Here is a 16,201-nt window from a genome sequence, read left to right on the forward strand (position 1 = left end):
TCAATTTTAACAAGAGACAAATCAAACAGGGATATGCTTAAATTTAATATCCGTATTCAGGCAATTAAACTCATTATACCGGATGGTCAAAATGGAAAGTGCTGTAGATCGCCACGTATTTTATATTTCTGACGGTACCGCCATTACGGCAGAAGTGCTGGGGCATGCCGTGATGTCGCAATTCCCGGTTGCCATCAGCAGCGTGACTCTGCCGTTTGTCGAAAACATCAGCCGCGCGCGGGCGGTAAAGGAGCAGATCGACGCCATCTACCAGCAAACGGGTATTCGCCCGCTGGTGTTCTATTCCATCGTCATCCCGGAAATCCGCGACATTATTCTGCAAAGTGAAGGTTTTTGTCAGGACATCGTGCAGGCGCTGGTGGCCCCGCTGCAGCAGGAGCTCAACCTCGACCCGACGCCAGTGGCCCACCGTACTCACGGCCTGAACCCCGGGAACCTGATCAAATACGATGCGCGTATCGCCGCCATCGATTACACCCTCGCCCACGACGATGGCATCTCCCTGCGTAACCTCGATCAGGCCCAGGTGATCCTCCTCGGTGTGTCGCGCTGCGGCAAGACGCCCACCAGTCTGTACCTCGCCATGCAGTACGGCATTCGCGCCGCCAACTATCCGTTTATCGCCGACGATATGGACAATCTGGTGCTGCCGGCGTCGCTGAAGCCCCTGCAACATAAGATGTTCGGCCTGACCATCAACCCCGAACGGCTGGCGGCCATCCGCGAAGAGCGTCGGGAAAACAGCCGCTACGCCTCTCTGCGTCAGTGTCGGATGGAGGTGACCGAAGTGGAGGCCCTGTATCGCAAAAATAAAATCCCGTGCCTGAACAGTACCAATTATTCTGTTGAGGAAATTGCGACAAAAATCATGGACATCATGGGGCTGAATCGCAGAATGTACTAACACACTAGTACATTATTAAAAATTTGTTTATGCTATCACCCGTGGCCTATACAGGATCATGCCCTGCTCTTGCAATAAGCAGGGATTGGTTTATCGTGATGCGCATCACTTCCCGGCATTTTCGCCGCGGAAGAAACAGATTTTTGAGACCCCAATGAATAAAACAGACGAATTGCGTACCGCGCGCATTGAAAGCCTGGTAACGCCCGCGGAACTGGCCCAGCGCCATCCCGTCACGGCCGACGTGGCCGCCCACGTTTCGGCCTCCCGCCGCCGAATTGAAAAAATCCTCAACGGCGAAGACCGCCGCCTGCTGGTGATTATCGGCCCCTGCTCCATTCACGATACCGACGCGGCGCTGGAGTATGCCCGCCGCCTGCAGGGCATGCGCGAGCGCTACCAGCCGCAGCTGGAGATCGTGATGCGCACCTACTTTGAAAAACCGCGTACCGTGGTGGGCTGGAAAGGCTTAATCTCCGATCCGGACCTCAACGGCAGCTACCGGGTCAACCACGGAATTGAGCTGGCGCGGCGCCTGCTGCTGCAGGTTAATGAGCTGGGGGTACCGACGGCCACCGAGTTTCTCGATATGGTGACCGGTCAGTTTATCGCCGATCTCATCAGCTGGGGTGCCATCGGGGCGCGCACCACCGAAAGCCAGATCCACCGTGAGATGGCCTCAGCGCTCTCCTGCCCGGTCGGGTTTAAAAACGGCACCGATGGCAATACGCGCATCGCGGTGGACGCCATCCGCGCCTCCCGCGCCAGCCATATGTTCCTCTCCCCGGACAAGCAGGGGCAGATGACGATTTACCAGACCAGCGGCAACCCGTACGGGCATATCATTATGCGCGGCGGCAAACAGCCAAACTATCATGCCGAGGATATCGCTGCCGCCGGCGAGGCGCTGCGTGAATTCGATCTGCCGGAACAGCTGGTCGTTGATTTCAGCCATGGCAACTGCCAGAAGCAGCACCGCCGTCAGCTGGAGGTGTGCGCCGATATCTGTCAGCAAATTCGCGCGGGCTCCACCGCCATCGCCGGGATTATGGCAGAGAGCTTCCTGCAGGAAGGCACCCAGAAAGTGGTCCCCGGCCAGCCGCTGACCTGGGGCCAGTCGATCACCGACCCCTGCCTGAGCTGGGATGACAGCGAAAGGTTATTGAGCGAGCTGGCCGCCGCCACCGCTACCCGTCTGTAACCGCTCCGCCCGTCGCGCCTGCGGCGGGCAATTTCCTTCGGTGACTCCCCTACCAAATCCGGTAACACGATAAATAACGCTTGCCGTCAAAAACAACATTATTGATAATGATTATCATTGTTGCTTTGATTTTTATTTTGAGAGCTATGACGCGTATGGATAACACTGCCACAGCTGAAAAACCAAAAGACAATGCCCCCTATCCCGTGGCGACGGACAGGCAGATTAGCAGTCGGGTGCTGTTAGGTAGCGAAGGACGGGTAGTCATCGAACATGGCGGCCAGCGCTATCTGCTGCGCCAGACCAACGCCGGGAAGTTAATTCTGACCAAGTAAGCGCCCCGCTGAGCGCGGGGCGAGGCGAGTTAGCTCGAGCAGCTGACTTCCAGACGTTTCCCCCAGTCCGGTGGGCGGCGGACGTAGTCGTCCTCGCGATCGGTAAAGGGGTCTGCCAGCGCGGCATGCAGGCGCTCCAGCTCGCCCATATCGCCCGCCTCGGCCTGCTCTATCGCCCGCTGCGCCAGCCAGTTGCGTAACACCAGCGCCGGATTTACGCCCTGCATCCGCTGCTGGCGCTGCGCGTCATCCACCTGTTCATCACGCAGGCGCGCACGATACCCGGCAAACCAGATGTCGAAAGCCGCCCGATCGATAAACTCGTCGCGCAGCGGCGAGGCGGCGCTGAGCTGTTCGCTGTGGCTCAGCAGGCGGAACGTTCGGGTATAGTCGCTCTTCTCACGGATCATCAGGGCAAACAGCCCGTCCAGCAGGTCGTTATCCCCTTTCTGCTGGCTGAACAGGCCGAGTTTATCGCGCATCCGCTGGCCATAAGCGGTCAGCAAGGCGTGCTGATACTCATCCAGCGCCGCGTTTAACGCTTCAGCGCTGATAAACGGCGACAGCGATTGGGCGAGACGCTGCAGATTCCACAGCCCCACCGCCGGCTGGTTTTCAAAACTGTAGCGCCCCTGATAATCGGAGTGGTTGCAGATGAAGTCCGGTTGAAAATCGTCAAGGAAGCCATACGGGCCGTAGTCGATGGTCAGACCGAGAATCGACATGTTGTCGGTATTCATCACCCCATGGGCAAAGCCCACGGTTTGCCAGCTGGCGATGGTCTGCGCGGTGCGCGTGACAACGTCACGGAACCATAACAGATACTTGTCTGCCTCATCCTGCAGCTGCGGCCAGTGGTGGCGAATAACATAGTCGGCCAATTGCTGGACCTTCTGCGGCTCACGGCGATAGTAAAAATGTTCGAAATGGCCGAAGCGGACATGACTCTCGGCCACCCGCATCAGCATCGCGCCAGGCTCCACGCGCTCGCGGTAGATCGGGGTATCGCTGGTCACCATCGCCAGGGCGCGCGTCGTCGGGATCCCCAGGGCGTGCATCGCCTCCGACGCCAGACTTTCCCGGATCGTCGAGCGCAGTACAGCGCGCCCGTCCCCCATCCGCGAATAGGGGGTCAGGCCGGCGCCTTTCAGATGCCAGTCGTAACGGCGACCATCCGCAAGCTGCTGCTCACCGAGCAGGATCCCGCGTCCGTCGCCCAGCTGGCCGGCCCAGGCGCCAAACTGATGGCCGCTGTATACCTGCGCCAGCGGCGACATGCCCGGAAGCAGCGCTTCGCCGCCCCAGACACCGGCCCCATTTTCAGGCGCGAACAGGGCGTCGGGCACCCCCAGCTGTTGCGCCAGCGGGGCGTTACGCCAGATGAGTCGGGCGTTATCCAGCGGCGTCGGTGACAGGGAAGTGTAAAAATCCGGCAGTTCATCCCGCCAGTGGGTGGTAAAAGAAAGGGTCATGGTTCCTCCTTCCTTCAGTGTAGTGCCTCAAACAGCGGATTAACACGGGCGGAGTGCAGGGTTATCGGCATAAAAAAGGGAAGCGCTCGCTTCCCTCTTGCTTCTGAATGACGTCAGATACGCCGCGCCTGCCAGAACTTTTTGTTCCAGTAGACGTTATCCAGCGAGGAACGGGTGACGCCCTGGCTGGTGGAGGCATGGATAAACTGGTTATCGGTATCGTAGATGCCGACGTGCAAACCGCTCTCCCCTGAGCCGGTTTTGAAGAACACCAGATCGCCGGGCAGCAGATCGCGCTTATCGATGCGGGTGCCGATTTCCGCCTGCTCGCGGGTTTCACGCGGCAGCTGGAGGGCAAATTTATCGCGAAACGTGCGCACCACGAAGCCGGAGCAGTCGACGCCGCGCGGCGTCATGCCGCCGTAGCGATACGGTGCGCCACGCCAGCTACGCAACTGCTCGTTCAGATTCGCCACCACCGTGATGGAGTCAGCCAGCCGTGGATTCGGCGGCGGTGCCCGATGGCTGCTGCAGCCGGCTAAAATTAACGCCGCCGCCAACATGAACCAGAAGCGCATTTCAGATGATCCCTCTGTCCCTAGTCTCTTTATCGCAATAATTTAGCTTGTTTATCAATACAGTGACAAGATAACTGCGTGCTACTGTGACGCGATGAGCATAATATGACCGGCCACCTCCACGCGCTGGAACGGGATCGCATAGGCAGCGGTTAAATTTTCCTCATTCAGCACCTCGGCGGTCTCTCCGCAGGCGATGGCTTCCCCCTGGCAGAGCAGCCAGCTTTGTCCGGCATGGCGCAGGGTATGGTTGAGATCGTGGCTGCTCATCACCACCGCAATCCCCGCCGCGCTCAGCTCACGTAACAGCCGATCCAGCGCCGCCTGCTGGGCCACATCCAGACTGTTCATCGGCTCATCCAGCAGCAGCAGTTGACCCGCGGGATGACTCAAGGGATCGATCTGCAGGATCACTGCCGCCAGCCGCACGCGCTGCCACTCACCGCCCGAAAGCTGATTAACCTGACGGTCCAGCTTATTGTCCAGACCAAGCCTGGCCGCGATATCGCTCAGACGGGCGCTATCGCCCTGCTGCTGCATATGCAGCGCCAGGTAGTGCCACACCGGCATGGCGAACGGCGGGGTCTGGTGTTGACATAGATATCCGCGACGGCGCGCCAGCTCCGTCGCCGGCCACTCGTCAAGCCGCCGTCCGTTAAAATGAACCGTGCCGGGGCCGTCGGACAGCCCCGCCATGCGGGTCAGCAGCGTGCTCTTCCCTGCGCCGTTCGGCCCCACCAGGTGGACAATCTCCCCGGCGCGAAAGGCCGCAGAAAACGGGGCCAGACGCCCCGCCGCTTCTACATCCTGTAGCTGCATCAGAAACGCCATTATTTCGCCAGCGCTCCTTTAATCGCCGCCACCAGCTGCGGATCGTCCGGCGTCATATCCGGAGAGAAGCGCTCAATGACGTTGCCCTGGCGATCGACGAGGAATTTTTCGAAATTCCACAGAATGTCGTCCACATACAGCGGCGCCCGGCCTTTGCTGGCCATCCGCTCATAAAAACCGCTGCCTTCCGGGGCCACCGCTTTCGGCGCGGCGGCAATCAGTTTTTGATACAGCGGCGCGCGATGTTCACCGTTGACGTCAATTTTGCTGAACAGCGGGAAGGTGACGCCGTAGGTGGTGCTGCAGAAGGTCTTAATCTCTTCTTCACTGCCCGGCTCCTGGCCGAGGAACTGGTTGCAGGGGAACCCCAGCACGCTAAAGCCCTCCCCGGCAAACTGCTTTTGCAGATCCTCGAGTTGCTCATACTGCGGCGTCAGGCCGCATTTCGAGGCCACATTGACGATCAACAGCACCTTGCCGGCAAAGGATGCCAGGGTGGTTTTCTCGCCATCAATGGTCGTCACTTCGGTATTCAGAATGTCATGTTGCATAGCCTGTCCTCAATGGATAAACCGGTTTCCGGTGAAGGTGATCCCTATCTACTGTAGCGGATTCAGCGGCCGCCATTCTACTGCCAATCCCCCCGAGTTGTCGCATGATGTAACAGCGCTTCGCTGGCCGCCAGCAACATGAAATCCTCTCAATTGGGCAGTCGACCATTTCCGTGTACAGTGTCCCGGTAATGTAATATGGTTTCGTTACTTGTTAATTTAAGAGAGTTTTATTGATGAAGAAGTTGTTTAGCCTGGCGTTAATCGCCACCTCTGTCGCCCTGCTGAGCGCCTGCTCTCCGGATGAAGATAATAAAGTGAAAGTCGCTATCAATACCGGGCCGGACGAAGCCATCTGGAAAGTGGTGGAGCAGGTGGCGAAGGATAAATATCATCTCGACGTCGAAGTGGTCTCCTTCAATGATTATGTGCTGCCCAACGAAGCACTGAACAACAAAGATGTGGATGCCAACGCCTTCCAGACCCTGCCGTACCTTGAGGCGCAGTCGAAAGAGCGCGGCTATAAATTTGCGGTGGTCGGTAAAACCTTTGTCTTCCCTATCGCCGCCTATTCTCACCGGATCAAAAACATCAGCGAACTGCCCGAAGGGGCGACGGTGACCATTTCTAATGAAACCACCACCCTGGGCCGCAGCCTGCTGCTGCTCCAGGCGCAGGGGTTACTCAAGCTGAAACCGGGCGTCGGCTATTTACCCACTACGCTGGATATCATCGACAACCCGAAACAGCTGAAAATTGTTGAAGTGGATACCCCACAGCTGACCCGTACCCTTGATGATCCGAACGTTAGCTTGTCAATCATTAACACCAACTTCTCCGCCCAGGCGGGCCTGTCGGCCGCCCGCGACGGTCTGTTTATGGAGGGGCCGGATTCTCCTTACGTGAATGCGATTGTCGCCCGCGAGGATAATAAGGACAGCAAGAAAATTCAGGAGCTGAAAGCCGCCTTCCAGACCAGCGAAGTCGCGGAAAAAGCGAAGGAAGTCTACAAAGGCGACGCGATCAAAGGCTGGTAAGCCTGAACCGGCGCCGTCCCTGCCGACGGCGCCGCGCTATCCCCGCCCCCGCGAACGCAGCAGCAACCAGATAAAGACCGGCGCGCCCAGCGTCGCCGTCACCACGCCAATCGGCAGCTCTGCGGCGGAAAGCGCCAGTCGGGCAATGATATCCGCCCCCAGCAAGGCGCTCGCCCCGGCCAGCATGCAGGCCGGGAGCAACACCCGGTGATCGCTTAAACCACATAGCCGCAGAATGTGCGGGATCACCAGGCCGATAAAGCCAATTGCTCCCGCCAGCGCGACGCTAACGCCGACCAACCAGCCGGTCGCCACCACCAGCAGCTTGCGCCATAGCCACAGCGGCAGCCCGAGCTGACGAGCGGAGACTTCGCCCAGCGCCAGTAAATTCAGGGGTTGCGACTGCAGACAAACCCAGCAAAGCACCGGCAGGAGGGCTATCATCAGCCACAGCTGCTGCCAGTCGACGCCGCCAAACCCGCCCATCATCCAGTACATCAGCTGACGCAGGTCAAAAGAGGTGGAGAAGTAGACCGCCCAGGTCATCAGGGCACTGCAGATGATCCCCAGCGCCACCCCCGCCAGCAGCAGACGGCTGGTAGAGAGATGGCGGCGGGCAAAACGCAGCAAAATAAAGGTGATCAGCAGCGCGCCGAGGATCGCGCACAGGCCGAGCGCCCAGCCGGGCAAGACTCCTTTGCCCAGCAGGACGGCGGCAATCAGCCCGACGCCCGCCCCGTTGGAGACGCCCAGCAGACCCGGCTCCGCCAGCGGATTTTCAAACAACGCCTGCATAATCGCCCCGGAGAGCGCCAGCGCCGCCCCCACCAGCACCACCGCCAGGGTTCGCGGCAGGCGGATCTGCCAGATGAACAACTGGCCTTTCGCGCTCAGCCATTCCCCAGGCGGGATCCATTGATCGCCCGCGCACAGGCTGATCAGTAGCGTAACCAGGAGCAACAGCGTTAATCCAAAGAGCCAACGCCGGCTGCGGCGCTGTTGAAGATGGGCGAGAGTCAGCATAGATTCCATTACGCAGTGGGAACAAGAGGCTGATTTTACGGTGGGTGTCGCGGTGAGAAAAGGAAAACCTCGCGCCCGAATGTCGACGCGGAGGAGGCCTCCCCCGCGTCTGCGGTCATTCGTTACACCAGGATCTGAAACAGCAGCGCAAAGAGAATGATATTCGCCACCACGATTGCCCAGCCGTTATAGAGCATATATTTCAGATGCGTGGACTGCGCCAGCCCCATCTGGCCGAACATGTCCGATGAGGGAAACGGACCGAACCAGTCCACCTGAGACGAGGCGAGCAGCACCGCGGTGGTCCCCTGCGGCGGCACGCCGGCGGCCATCAGCATCGGGCCAAAGATTTTATGGGTAAACGTCATTTGCGCCACCGCCGCACCGGGCACATGGCCGATAATATTGAACGCAAAGATGCTAAAGCACAGCCAGGCCGGGGAGATCCCCTCGAGCAGCGGTTGGGTATACTCCAGCAGCCCCTGATAGGCATGCAGACCATCCATCAGTTCAAGGATTGGGTTATACAGCCAGTAGAGGATAAACATCCACACCAGACGGCCGCAGCCGTGATACAGCGCCTGCAGGATCTGCGTCGGTCGCAGGCCGCCTACCAGCCCGGTCATCAGCGCCACCAGCAGCATCACGATAATCGCAAAGCTGAAGCCAGCTTTGATCACCACGCCAACCACCGCCATCACAATGATCGTCGCGGCGAAGGCCAGCGCGCTTAATTTACGCCGACGCTGCTGCGCGGCGCTGAGATCCTCTTTTGGCTTCTCCGAAAGATCGACGTCATAGCGCAGTTTGCCTTCAGTCATCTTCTGGATCCGCCCCGCCATTATCCAGCCGGCCAGCAGCGTCACCGCACTCATCGGCAGACCGACGTACAGCAGATAATCCGGATAGCTCAACCCGCCGAGGCTGAGGATTGTCACGGTGCTGGGGGTGAAGGGCCCGGTAAAGAGCCCAACGGAGCCGGCGGTCATCATCAGCGCGGCGACCGTCGGCGGCGTTAAGCGTACCGCTGCCGCCACCGGAATGATCACGGCCACGATAATGGCGTTACCACCGGCCATGGTGCCCAGCGAACCACAAATTAAAATCGATGACACCACAATGCCGAACTTAACCCGCGTCTGGCTCGACAGCCCAATACGATGAACCACGAATTTCACCAGCTCAACCGCTGCGCCGGTGCGGGTGGCCACTTCCCCCACGCCGGCGCCGAGCATAATGATAAGCCCTACCGTGGCGATAAATGACCCGGTGGATTTCGCCAGCATCGTGCCCATTTCCGGCAGGCCGGTCGAGGTCATTATCATGGCGATAATAATCGAGGAGATCACCGCCAGCACAATATCAACGCCGATCAGCGATAATATCGCTAGTGCCACCAGCGGCGTAAATCCCAGCAGGCCAAGCTCACTGCCCGGTCGACCGTGGCACCACAGCGCGATCAACACGAACAGCAGCAATAACAGACCAGTAATAACGTTTTTCCGCGTGATATTTCGTCTGACAGGCGCATTGCCTGTGAGCGTTGAGTCACTCATAACACTCCTTAATGCCAATCAATCCGACCGTAAGGGTCAGGAGGTGTATTGGGACCTGCTCAGAAAACATCCCCCCTCTTTTTCATTATTGGCCGCGAGCCTGAGGGTGCGTTTGGGTACAAAGGAATAGATTCTGAGAGCGTAATATTCCGCCATCAGGCGGGGTCTACAGCACAATATGTAACCGGAGCGCTGATTGGAGATTAAATTTATGTTAACTTTGTGTTAGTGGATAATGACTTTTTATCGGTAGGCTATAACCCTGAGTTAACTGTTCATGAAACTGCGTCATCTGGAAATCTTTCACGCCGTAATGACCTGCGGCTCGCTGTCACGGGCGGCGGAAGCGCTCAATATCTCTCAGCCAGCGGCCAGCAAAGCGCTAAAAAGCGCCGAGATGAAACTGGGTTTTACCCTCTTTCAGCGGGTGCGCGGCAAGCTGCTGCCGACCAGCGAGGCGATCACACTTTTCGAAAAAGCGCAGAGCATTTATCAGGACCTCGATAACCTGCGCCTGTTGGCCGACAATCTGGCCCGCGATCCGCGCGCCAAAATCACCTTAGGCTGCCTGCCGAGTCTGGGATTAAGCCTGGTGCCAGAGCTGGTGACCGACTTTTATCAGCAAAACAGCAACCTGGTGATGACGCTCACCACCGAGCACACCGAGACGCTGGTCAAAAAACTGGATTTGTGCGAGATAGATTTGGCGCTGACGCTACAGCCGGTGCAGCAGGGAGAGATCCTGACCACCCTGATTGCCGAAGTACCGCTGGTGTACATCGACCGTCATTATCGTCAGGGGGCGGTGGACATCAGCCAGATCGACCAGCAGCGCTGGATCTCGCCAGGGCCGCACTCGCTCTCTGCGGCCATCGCCACCCGTCGCGACTTTTCCACCACCCGGCTTAACGTTCAGACCTACTATATGGCTACCGAGTTCGTGAAGCGCGGCATGGGCTGCAGCATCACAGATATCTTTTCCGCCCAGCACAACCTGGCTCCAGAGATGATCCACCCCATTACGCCGCCGATTGCCATCAACCTCTGCCTGCTGCGCCGGGCCGATGTTTCGCTGAGTCCAATGGCGCAAAAGTTCGTCGATTTTCTCTGCCAGCGTCTGCGCCAGCAACTCAAGGAGATTAACCTGCGGTTATACCCTGACCATAAAAAGTCAATTGCGCCGCTGGGGTAAATGCTTTGACATAACCCGATAAATTGATTAGCGGTGGATATATCGGGTTATGAACAAACGCATTGTCATTATCGGCGGCGGCGTGGTCGGTCTGGCCACGGCCTGGGAACTGATTAAGCGCGGCCATCAGGTGCAATTACTGGAGCGCAATGCTGAACCGGGCAGTGCCACCAGTTTTGCTAACGGCGGACAATTAAGTTATCGCTACGTTGCCCCCCTTGCCGATAGCGGCGTTCCCCTGCAGGGGATTAAATGGATGGGCAAAGCCGATTCGCCGCTGAATATGCGTCTTAAGATGTCTTTCCAGCAGTGGCGCTGGCTGCTGCAGTTCCTGCGTGCCTGTAATAGCCAGACCAATAAAATGAACGGCGATCATATTTTGCGCCTGTCGTTGCTCAGCCGTCAGGTCATGCAGTCATGGCTGGATGAGGATAATCTTGCCGATTTTCACTGGCGGCGCAGCGGTAAATTAATTATCCATCGCCGCGAATATGATTTTATTAAAGCGGCAAAAGGGATAGATCCTCAGTATCAGCAAGCGCTGAATGCTGACGCCTGTCTGCAACTGGAGCCGGCACTCAGACATATCAGCCCTTCGCTGCAGGGCGGGATTTATTCGCCGGGCGATGAAACGGCAGATTGCCATCAGTTCTGCCTTGCCCTGCTCGACAAGCTCAATGCCAGCAACGACTTTAGCCTGCTGACGCACTGTGAGGTGCAGCAGCTCAATAAGCGCGGCGGACGCATCAGCGCCCTGGAGACCAACCGGGGAACCATCACCGGCGATGATTATGTCGTTGCCGCCGGTAACGGCAGTGGTCCTCTGCTTGGGCATCTGGGGGTTCGCGTGCCGCTGTGCGCCCTGAAGGGGTACAGCCTGACCCTGCCCTATCCTGAAAAAGCAGGTATTGCCCCTGATATCAGCGTCACCGACTACGGGCACAAAATCGTTTATGCCCGCCTTGGCCAACAACTGCGCATCGCGGCGATGGTGGACATCGGCTATGACGGCGACCAACTGCGCGAGAGCCGCATTCAGGCGCTGAAAAACATCGTCGTCCGCAGCTTTCCCGAACTCGAAGGGCTGGACAAGGCCGAAGCCTGGACCGGCATGCGCCCGTCAACACCAGCAGGCCCGCCGATGCTGGGTCGCGCCGGATACCCCAATCTGTGGATGAACCTCGGCCAGGGTAGTCTCGGCTTTACCCTCGCCGCCGGCAGCGCGGTGGTGCTGGGCGCGTTAATCGACAATCAGGCACCCACTATTTCTTTAGAAGGTCTCACATGGAAACAAACCGCATGACCATTATTCGCAATAATCCACAACCTCGCCTTTCCGCCAGCGTTGCGTATGGCAATCTGTTGTTCCTCTCCGGGCAGACGCCAAAAAGCAGCGAAGACGATATCGTTTTACAAACCCGTGAAGTGCTGGAGAAGATCGATGCCCTGTTGGCGGCTGCCGGGAGCGATAAGCGGCAAATTCTCTCCGCGCAGATCTGGCTGAAAGATATCGAACGTGATTTTGTCGCATTCAATGACGTGTGGGTACAGTGGATGCCGGAAGGGCAGAGCCCGGCGCGAGCAGCAGTACAGGCGGAGATGGCGCGACCGGATATCCTGGTGGAGATCATGCTCACCGCCGTCAAAGCGTAAGGACGTATAGAAAAGAAAAAGGCCGCAATGCGGCCTTTTTAATTAGTTCAGATTATTTGTCTTTCGGCGACGCGTTTTCGACACGGCTTTTCAGCTTCTGACCGGGTCTGAAGGTCACCACGCGCCGGGCTGTAATGGGAATATCCTCCCCCGTCTTCGGGTTACGTCCCGGGCGTTGGTTTTTATCCCGCAAATCGAAGTTGCCGAACCCGGAGAGTTTGACCTGTTCTCCGTTTTCCAGAGCACGACGGATCTCTTCGAAAAACAACTCGACCAGTTCTTTGGCATCCCGCTTGCTAAGCCCAAGCTTATCAAACAGATATTCTGACATTTCAGCTTTTGTAAGCGCCATAGGTTCAATCCCTCAATGATGCCTGGAATCGCTCTTTTAATGCCTCTACACATCTGGCAACGGTAGCGGCAATCTCCTCTTCTTCGAGTGTACGGCTGGTATCCTGCAGGATCAGGCTAATCGCAAGGCTCTTATACCCTTCCGCCACACCTTTACCACGGTACACGTCAAATAAGTTTACGCCAACTACCTGATTTACGCCAACTTTCTTACATTCGGCTAAAACATCGGCAGCAGCCACGTTTTCCGCGACCAGCACCGCGATGTCACGACGGTTCGCCGGGAAGCGGGAAATATCGCGCGCCTGAGGCACCACGCGGTCTGCGAGCTTGTTCCACTCCAGTTCGAACACCAGAGTGCGACCGTTCAGATCCAGTTTACGTTCCAGTTCCGGATGAACAACCCCAATGAAACCAATGCGTTCACCTTTAAGATAAATCGCTGCGGATTGGCCTGGATGCAGCGCGGCGATCGCTTCGCCACGGAACTCGATGTCGGCCAATTTACCGGTTAAATCCAGTACGGATTCCAGATCGCCCTTCAGATCATAGAAATCGACCGTCTCTTTCGCCAGCGTCCAGTGCTCTTCGTAGCGGTTACCGCAGATCGCCCCGGCCAGCATCACATCCTGACGAATGCCCAGCGGCGCCTGAGTATCCGGCACGAAGCGCAGGCCACTCTCAAAGATGCGCACGCGGCTCTGCTGACGGTTCTGGTTGTAGACCACGGTACCCAGCAGGCCGGTCCACAGCGACAGACGCATCGCCGACATTTCGCTGGAGATCGGGCTTGGCAGGATCAGCGCCTCTTCCCCGGCGTGGATCAGCTGCTGGATTTTCGGGTCAACAAAGCTGTAGGTGATCACTTCCTGATAGCCTTTGTCGTTCAGCAGCGTTTTTACGCGCTTCAGCGACAGGTCGGCTTCACGATGGGTACCCATGATCAGACCCGCCTGTACTGGCGCATCAGGAATGTTGTTGTAGCCATAAACGCGAGCCACTTCTTCGACCAGATCTTCTTCGATCTCCATGTCGAAACGCCAGCTCGGGGCGACTGCCTGCCATTCGTCCTGACCCACCGTCACTTCGCAGCCGAGGCGCTGCAGAATGTCGGTGACCTGCGCGTCATCAATATGGTGGCCAATCAGGCGATCCAGTTTGCTACGACGCAGGGTAATGGTGGCGCGTTTTGGCAAGGTCTCTTCGTTTGTCACGTCGATCACCGGGCCGGCTTCACCGCCGCAGAGGTCGATCAGCAGACGCGTGGCACGCTCCAGCGCTTTATACTGCAGCGCCGGATCGACGCCGCGCTCATAGCGATGAGAGGCATCGGTGTGCAGGCCATGACGGCGCGCGCGGCCGGTAATGGACAGCGGGCTGAAGAACGCGCATTCCAGCAGCACGTTCTGGGTTTCGTCGTTAACGCCGGAGTGTTCCCCGCCGAAGATCCCGCCCATCGCCAGCGCTTTGTTATGGTCAGCAATAACCAGGGTGTCACTGTCGAGCTTCGCTTCAGAGCCATCGAGCAGCACCAGGGTTTCACCCTCTTTCGCCATGCGCACCACGATCCCGCCTTCGATACGGTCGCGGTCAAAGGCGTGCATCGGCTGGCCCAGCTCAAGCAGGACATAGTTAGTCACGTCAACCACCGCGTCGATGGAGCGGATCCCGCAGCGGCGCAGCTTCTCTTTCATCCACAGCGGGGTCGGCGCTTTGACGTTGATGCCTTTCACCACGCGGCCCAGATAGCGCGGGCACGCCTGCGGCGCGTCAACCTGAATCGGCAGCACGTCGTCAATGGTCGCGGCAACCGGCGTAATTTCCGGCGCGTTCAGCGGCGCTTTGTTCAGCACAGCGACATCGCGCGCCACACCGATGATACCCAGGCAGTCGGCACGGTTTGGCGTGACGCTGATTTCGATAGTGTTATCGTCAAGCTTGAGGTATTCACGAATATCAGTGCCGATCGGCGCATCCGCCGGCAGTTCGATGATACCGCTATGGTCGTCGGAAATACCCAGCTCGGAGAAAGAGCACAGCATCCCTTCTGACGGTTCGCCGCGCAGCTTCGCCGCTTTAATTTTAAAATCGCCCGGCAGCACGGCGCCGATGGTCGCCACGGCGACTTTCAGCCCCTGACGGCAGTTTGGCGCGCCGCAGACGATGTCCAGCAGGCGTTCACCGCCCACGTTGACTTTGGTGACGCGCAGTTTGTCAGCATTTGGATGCTGGCCGCACTCCACCACTTCACCGACCACTACGCCGTTGAAGCTGCCGGCAACCGGCTCAACGCCGTCGACTTCGAGGCCCGCCATGGTGATCTGATCGGAAAGCGCTTCGCTGTCGATCGCCGGGTTAACCCACTCGCGTAACCACAGTTCACTGAATTTCATTGTTCTGTCCTGCCCTTATTTAAACTGTTTGAGGAAACGCAGATCGTTTTCGAAGAACGCGCGCAGATCGGTCACGCCATAACGCAGCATGGTCAGACGCTCCATCCCCATACCGAAGGCGAAGCCGGAGTAAACTTCCGGATCGATACCGACGTTACGCAGCACGTTCGGGTGTACCATCCCGCAGCCCAGCACTTCCAGCCATTTGCCGTTTTTACCCATCACGTCAACTTCTGCGGACGGCTCGGTGAACGGGAAGTAGGACGGACGGAAGCGCACCTGCAGGTCTTCTTCAAAGAAGTTGTTCAGGAAGTCGTGCAGCGTCCCTTTCAGGTTGGTGAAGCTGATGTTTTTATCAACAATCAGACCTTCCATCTGGTGGAACATCGGGGTATGGGTCTGGTCGTAGTCGTTACGATAGACGCGGCCCGGCGCGATAATACGGATAGGCGGCTGCTGGTTTTCCATGGTACGGATCTGCACGCCGGAGGTCTGAGTACGCAGCAGGCGAGTGGCATCGAACCAGAAAGTGTCGTGGTCAGCGCGCGCCGGATGATGACCCGGAATATTCAGCGCATCGAAGTTGTGGTAATCATCTTCGATTTCCGGGCCAGTCGCCACGGTAAAGCCGAGCTCACCGAAGAAACTTTCAATACGGTCGATGGTACGAGTGACCGGATGCAGGCCGCCATTTTCAATGCGGCGTCCCGGCAGCGAGACGTCAATGGTCTCTGCGGCCAGACGCGCATTCAGCGCTGCGCCTTCCAGATCAGCTTTGCGCGCGTTCAGCGCCTGCTGCACCTGCTCTTTCGCTTCGTTGATGACCGCGCCGGCTGCCGGACGCTCTTCCGGCGGTAACTCACGCAGGGTGGTCATTTGCAGGGTCAGATGCCCTTTTTTACCCAGGTATTCCACGCGGACGTTGTCCAGCGCAGCAACATCTGATGCCTCGTTAATGGCTGCCTTGGCACTGGCAACCAGCTCTGCGAGATGTGACATGGTTTTCCTCATTATGTCGGTGCAGACACCGGTTATAGTGAAATTAATATCCCGAATCCATATACGAAAAAAGCCTCCACAGGGGAGGCTTTCTGGCGCTGTTT

At 57.9% G+C, this 16,201-nt stretch carries 16 protein-coding genes and 1 other annotated feature (1 of these 17 running past the window's edge); of the genes, 7 read left to right on the top strand and 9 right to left on the bottom strand.

The features are described 5' to 3' along the window. The first annotated feature begins 91 nt into the window (after positions 1-91). The 3 genes from HMPREF3096_RS19605 (at position 92) to hemP (ending at position 2,461) form a co-directional block, all read left to right on the top strand. Positions 92-925, top strand: a complete 834-nt coding sequence (locus HMPREF3096_RS19605) for a posphoenolpyruvate synthetase regulatory kinase/phosphorylase PpsR (RefSeq protein WP_002909061.1) — start codon at positions 92-94, stop codon at positions 923-925. A 154-nt stretch (positions 926-1,079) separates the two neighbouring features. After that, positions 1,080-2,126, top strand: a complete 1,047-nt coding sequence (gene aroH, locus HMPREF3096_RS19610) for a 3-deoxy-7-phosphoheptulonate synthase AroH (protein ID WP_008804446.1) — start codon at positions 1,080-1,082, stop codon at positions 2,124-2,126. Positions 2,127-2,281: 155 nt separating this feature from the next. Next, positions 2,282-2,461 carry a hemin uptake protein HemP gene (hemP, locus tag HMPREF3096_RS19615; RefSeq protein WP_012967843.1) on the top strand — a complete coding sequence of 60 codons (180 nt, stop codon included), beginning with the start codon at positions 2,282-2,284 and terminating at the stop codon, positions 2,459-2,461. Positions 2,462-2,490: 29 nt separating this feature from the next. Here hemP and selO read toward each other — a convergent pair whose 3' ends face one another. The 4 genes from selO to HMPREF3096_RS19635 all read right to left on the bottom strand — a co-directional run bounded on the left by selO (position 2,491) and on the right by HMPREF3096_RS19635 (position 5,893). After that, positions 2,491-3,933 (bottom strand): protein adenylyltransferase SelO, encoded by a 1,443-nt coding sequence (gene selO / locus HMPREF3096_RS19620; RefSeq protein WP_040968623.1) that lies wholly within the window; start codon positions 3,931-3,933, stop codon positions 2,491-2,493. 113 nt (positions 3,934-4,046) lie between these two features. Continuing rightward, positions 4,047-4,511, bottom strand: a complete 465-nt coding sequence (locus HMPREF3096_RS19625; RefSeq protein WP_002909082.1) for an NlpC/P60 family protein — start codon at positions 4,509-4,511, stop codon at positions 4,047-4,049. A gap of 81 nt (positions 4,512-4,592) precedes the next feature. After that, a complete protein-coding gene (gene btuD / locus HMPREF3096_RS19630) occupies positions 4,593-5,342 on the bottom strand; it encodes a vitamin B12 ABC transporter ATP-binding protein BtuD (RefSeq protein WP_023297831.1) in 750 nt (249 codons plus the stop codon). After that, positions 5,342-5,893 carry a glutathione peroxidase gene (locus tag HMPREF3096_RS19635; protein ID WP_008804442.1) on the bottom strand — a complete coding sequence of 184 codons (552 nt, stop codon included), beginning with the start codon at positions 5,891-5,893 and terminating at the stop codon, positions 5,342-5,344. The genes btuD and HMPREF3096_RS19635 overlap by 1 nt, the downstream gene beginning before the upstream one ends. A 236-nt stretch (positions 5,894-6,129) precedes the next feature. Between HMPREF3096_RS19635 and HMPREF3096_RS19640 the strand changes: the two genes are divergently transcribed. After that, positions 6,130-6,930, top strand: a complete 801-nt coding sequence (locus HMPREF3096_RS19640; protein WP_002909085.1) for a MetQ/NlpA family ABC transporter substrate-binding protein — start codon at positions 6,130-6,132, stop codon at positions 6,928-6,930. 36 nt (positions 6,931-6,966) lie between these two features. Here the strand turns inward: HMPREF3096_RS19640 and btuC are convergent, their stop codons facing one another. After that, positions 6,967-7,953, bottom strand: coding sequence for a vitamin B12 ABC transporter permease BtuC (gene btuC, locus HMPREF3096_RS19645; RefSeq protein ID WP_008804441.1), 987 nt, complete (start codon positions 7,951-7,953; stop codon positions 6,967-6,969). Positions 7,954-8,075: 122 nt separating this feature from the next. Further along, on the bottom strand, positions 8,076-9,509 hold the full coding sequence (locus HMPREF3096_RS19650) for a citrate transporter family protein (protein ID WP_022065337.1): 1,434 nt from the start codon (positions 9,507-9,509) through the stop codon (positions 8,076-8,078). Between the two features lie 277 nt (positions 9,510-9,786). Here HMPREF3096_RS19650 and HMPREF3096_RS19655 point away from each other — a divergent pair, with 277 nt between their 5' ends. From HMPREF3096_RS19655 to HMPREF3096_RS19665, 3 genes are read left to right on the top strand one after another with little or no spacing between them, the layout of a single operon-like run. Continuing rightward, positions 9,787-10,701 (top strand): HTH-type transcriptional regulator AdmX, encoded by a 915-nt coding sequence (locus HMPREF3096_RS19655; protein ID WP_070544549.1) that lies wholly within the window; start codon positions 9,787-9,789, stop codon positions 10,699-10,701. 49 nt (positions 10,702-10,750) lie between these two features. Continuing rightward, positions 10,751-12,004 (top strand): D-amino acid dehydrogenase, encoded by a 1,254-nt coding sequence (locus tag HMPREF3096_RS19660; protein WP_050887824.1) that lies wholly within the window; start codon positions 10,751-10,753, stop codon positions 12,002-12,004. Beyond that, the gene (locus tag HMPREF3096_RS19665; RefSeq protein ID WP_008804437.1) at positions 12,001-12,354 is read left to right on the top strand and encodes a RidA family protein; all 354 of its coding nucleotides are present in this window, start codon (positions 12,001-12,003) and stop codon (positions 12,352-12,354) included. Before HMPREF3096_RS19660 ends, HMPREF3096_RS19665 begins: the two co-directional genes overlap by 4 nt. A 52-nt stretch (positions 12,355-12,406) precedes the next feature. On the opposite strand, the gene ihfA is transcribed toward HMPREF3096_RS19665, so the two are convergent. From ihfA to pheS, 3 genes are read right to left on the bottom strand one after another with little or no spacing between them, the layout of a single operon-like run. Beyond that, the gene (gene ihfA, locus HMPREF3096_RS19670) at positions 12,407-12,706 is read right to left on the bottom strand and encodes an integration host factor subunit alpha (protein WP_002909098.1); all 300 of its coding nucleotides are present in this window, start codon (positions 12,704-12,706) and stop codon (positions 12,407-12,409) included. 4 nt (positions 12,707-12,710) lie between these two features. Next, positions 12,711-15,098 (bottom strand): phenylalanine--tRNA ligase subunit beta, encoded by a 2,388-nt coding sequence (pheT, locus tag HMPREF3096_RS19675; RefSeq protein ID WP_012967834.1) that lies wholly within the window; start codon positions 15,096-15,098, stop codon positions 12,711-12,713. Between the two features lie 15 nt (positions 15,099-15,113). Beyond that, positions 15,114-16,097 (bottom strand): phenylalanine--tRNA ligase subunit alpha, encoded by a 984-nt coding sequence (pheS, locus tag HMPREF3096_RS19680; protein WP_008804435.1) that lies wholly within the window; start codon positions 16,095-16,097, stop codon positions 15,114-15,116. A 63-nt stretch (positions 16,098-16,160) separates the two neighbouring features. Then, positions 16,161-16,201, bottom strand: a sequence feature (Phe leader region) (it continues 84 nt past the right edge of the window).

The organism is Klebsiella sp. HMSC25G12 (assembly GCF_001807705.1).
In the GTDB taxonomy this organism is placed as follows: Bacteria; Pseudomonadota; Gammaproteobacteria; order Enterobacterales; family Enterobacteriaceae; genus Klebsiella; species Klebsiella variicola.

What these genes read in the sequence shown, in the direction of transcription:
- aroH (WP_008804446.1), top strand. Translation starts at nt 1,080, where the DNA reads ATGAATAAAACAGACGAATTGCGTACCGCGCGCATTGAAAGCCTGGTA.
- HMPREF3096_RS19635 (WP_008804442.1), bottom strand. Translation starts at nt 5,893, where the DNA reads ATGCAACATGACATTCTGAATACCGAAGTGACGACCATTGATGGCGAG.
- HMPREF3096_RS19660 (WP_050887824.1), top strand. Translation starts at nt 10,751, where the DNA reads ATGAACAAACGCATTGTCATTATCGGCGGCGGCGTGGTCGGTCTGGCC.
- selO (WP_040968623.1), bottom strand. Translation starts at nt 3,933, where the DNA reads ATGACCCTTTCTTTTACCACCCACTGGCGGGATGAACTGCCGGATTTT.
- HMPREF3096_RS19640 (WP_002909085.1), top strand. Translation starts at nt 6,130, where the DNA reads ATGAAGAAGTTGTTTAGCCTGGCGTTAATCGCCACCTCTGTCGCCCTG.
- hemP (WP_012967843.1), top strand. Translation starts at nt 2,282, where the DNA reads ATGGATAACACTGCCACAGCTGAAAAACCAAAAGACAATGCCCCCTAT.
- HMPREF3096_RS19625 (WP_002909082.1), bottom strand. Translation starts at nt 4,511, where the DNA reads ATGCGCTTCTGGTTCATGTTGGCGGCGGCGTTAATTTTAGCCGGCTGC.
- HMPREF3096_RS19650 (WP_022065337.1), bottom strand. Translation starts at nt 9,509, where the DNA reads ATGAGTGACTCAACGCTCACAGGCAATGCGCCTGTCAGACGAAATATC.
- HMPREF3096_RS19655 (WP_070544549.1), top strand. Translation starts at nt 9,787, where the DNA reads ATGAAACTGCGTCATCTGGAAATCTTTCACGCCGTAATGACCTGCGGC.
- HMPREF3096_RS19605 (WP_002909061.1), top strand. Translation starts at nt 92, where the DNA reads ATGGAAAGTGCTGTAGATCGCCACGTATTTTATATTTCTGACGGTACC.
- pheS (WP_008804435.1), bottom strand. Translation starts at nt 16,097, where the DNA reads ATGTCACATCTCGCAGAGCTGGTTGCCAGTGCCAAGGCAGCCATTAAC.
- ihfA (WP_002909098.1), bottom strand. Translation starts at nt 12,706, where the DNA reads ATGGCGCTTACAAAAGCTGAAATGTCAGAATATCTGTTTGATAAGCTT.
- btuC (WP_008804441.1), bottom strand. Translation starts at nt 7,953, where the DNA reads ATGCTGACTCTCGCCCATCTTCAACAGCGCCGCAGCCGGCGTTGGCTC.
- btuD (WP_023297831.1), bottom strand. Translation starts at nt 5,342, where the DNA reads ATGGCGTTTCTGATGCAGCTACAGGATGTAGAAGCGGCGGGGCGTCTG.
- HMPREF3096_RS19665 (WP_008804437.1), top strand. Translation starts at nt 12,001, where the DNA reads ATGACCATTATTCGCAATAATCCACAACCTCGCCTTTCCGCCAGCGTT.
- pheT (WP_012967834.1), bottom strand. Translation starts at nt 15,098, where the DNA reads ATGAAATTCAGTGAACTGTGGTTACGCGAGTGGGTTAACCCGGCGATC.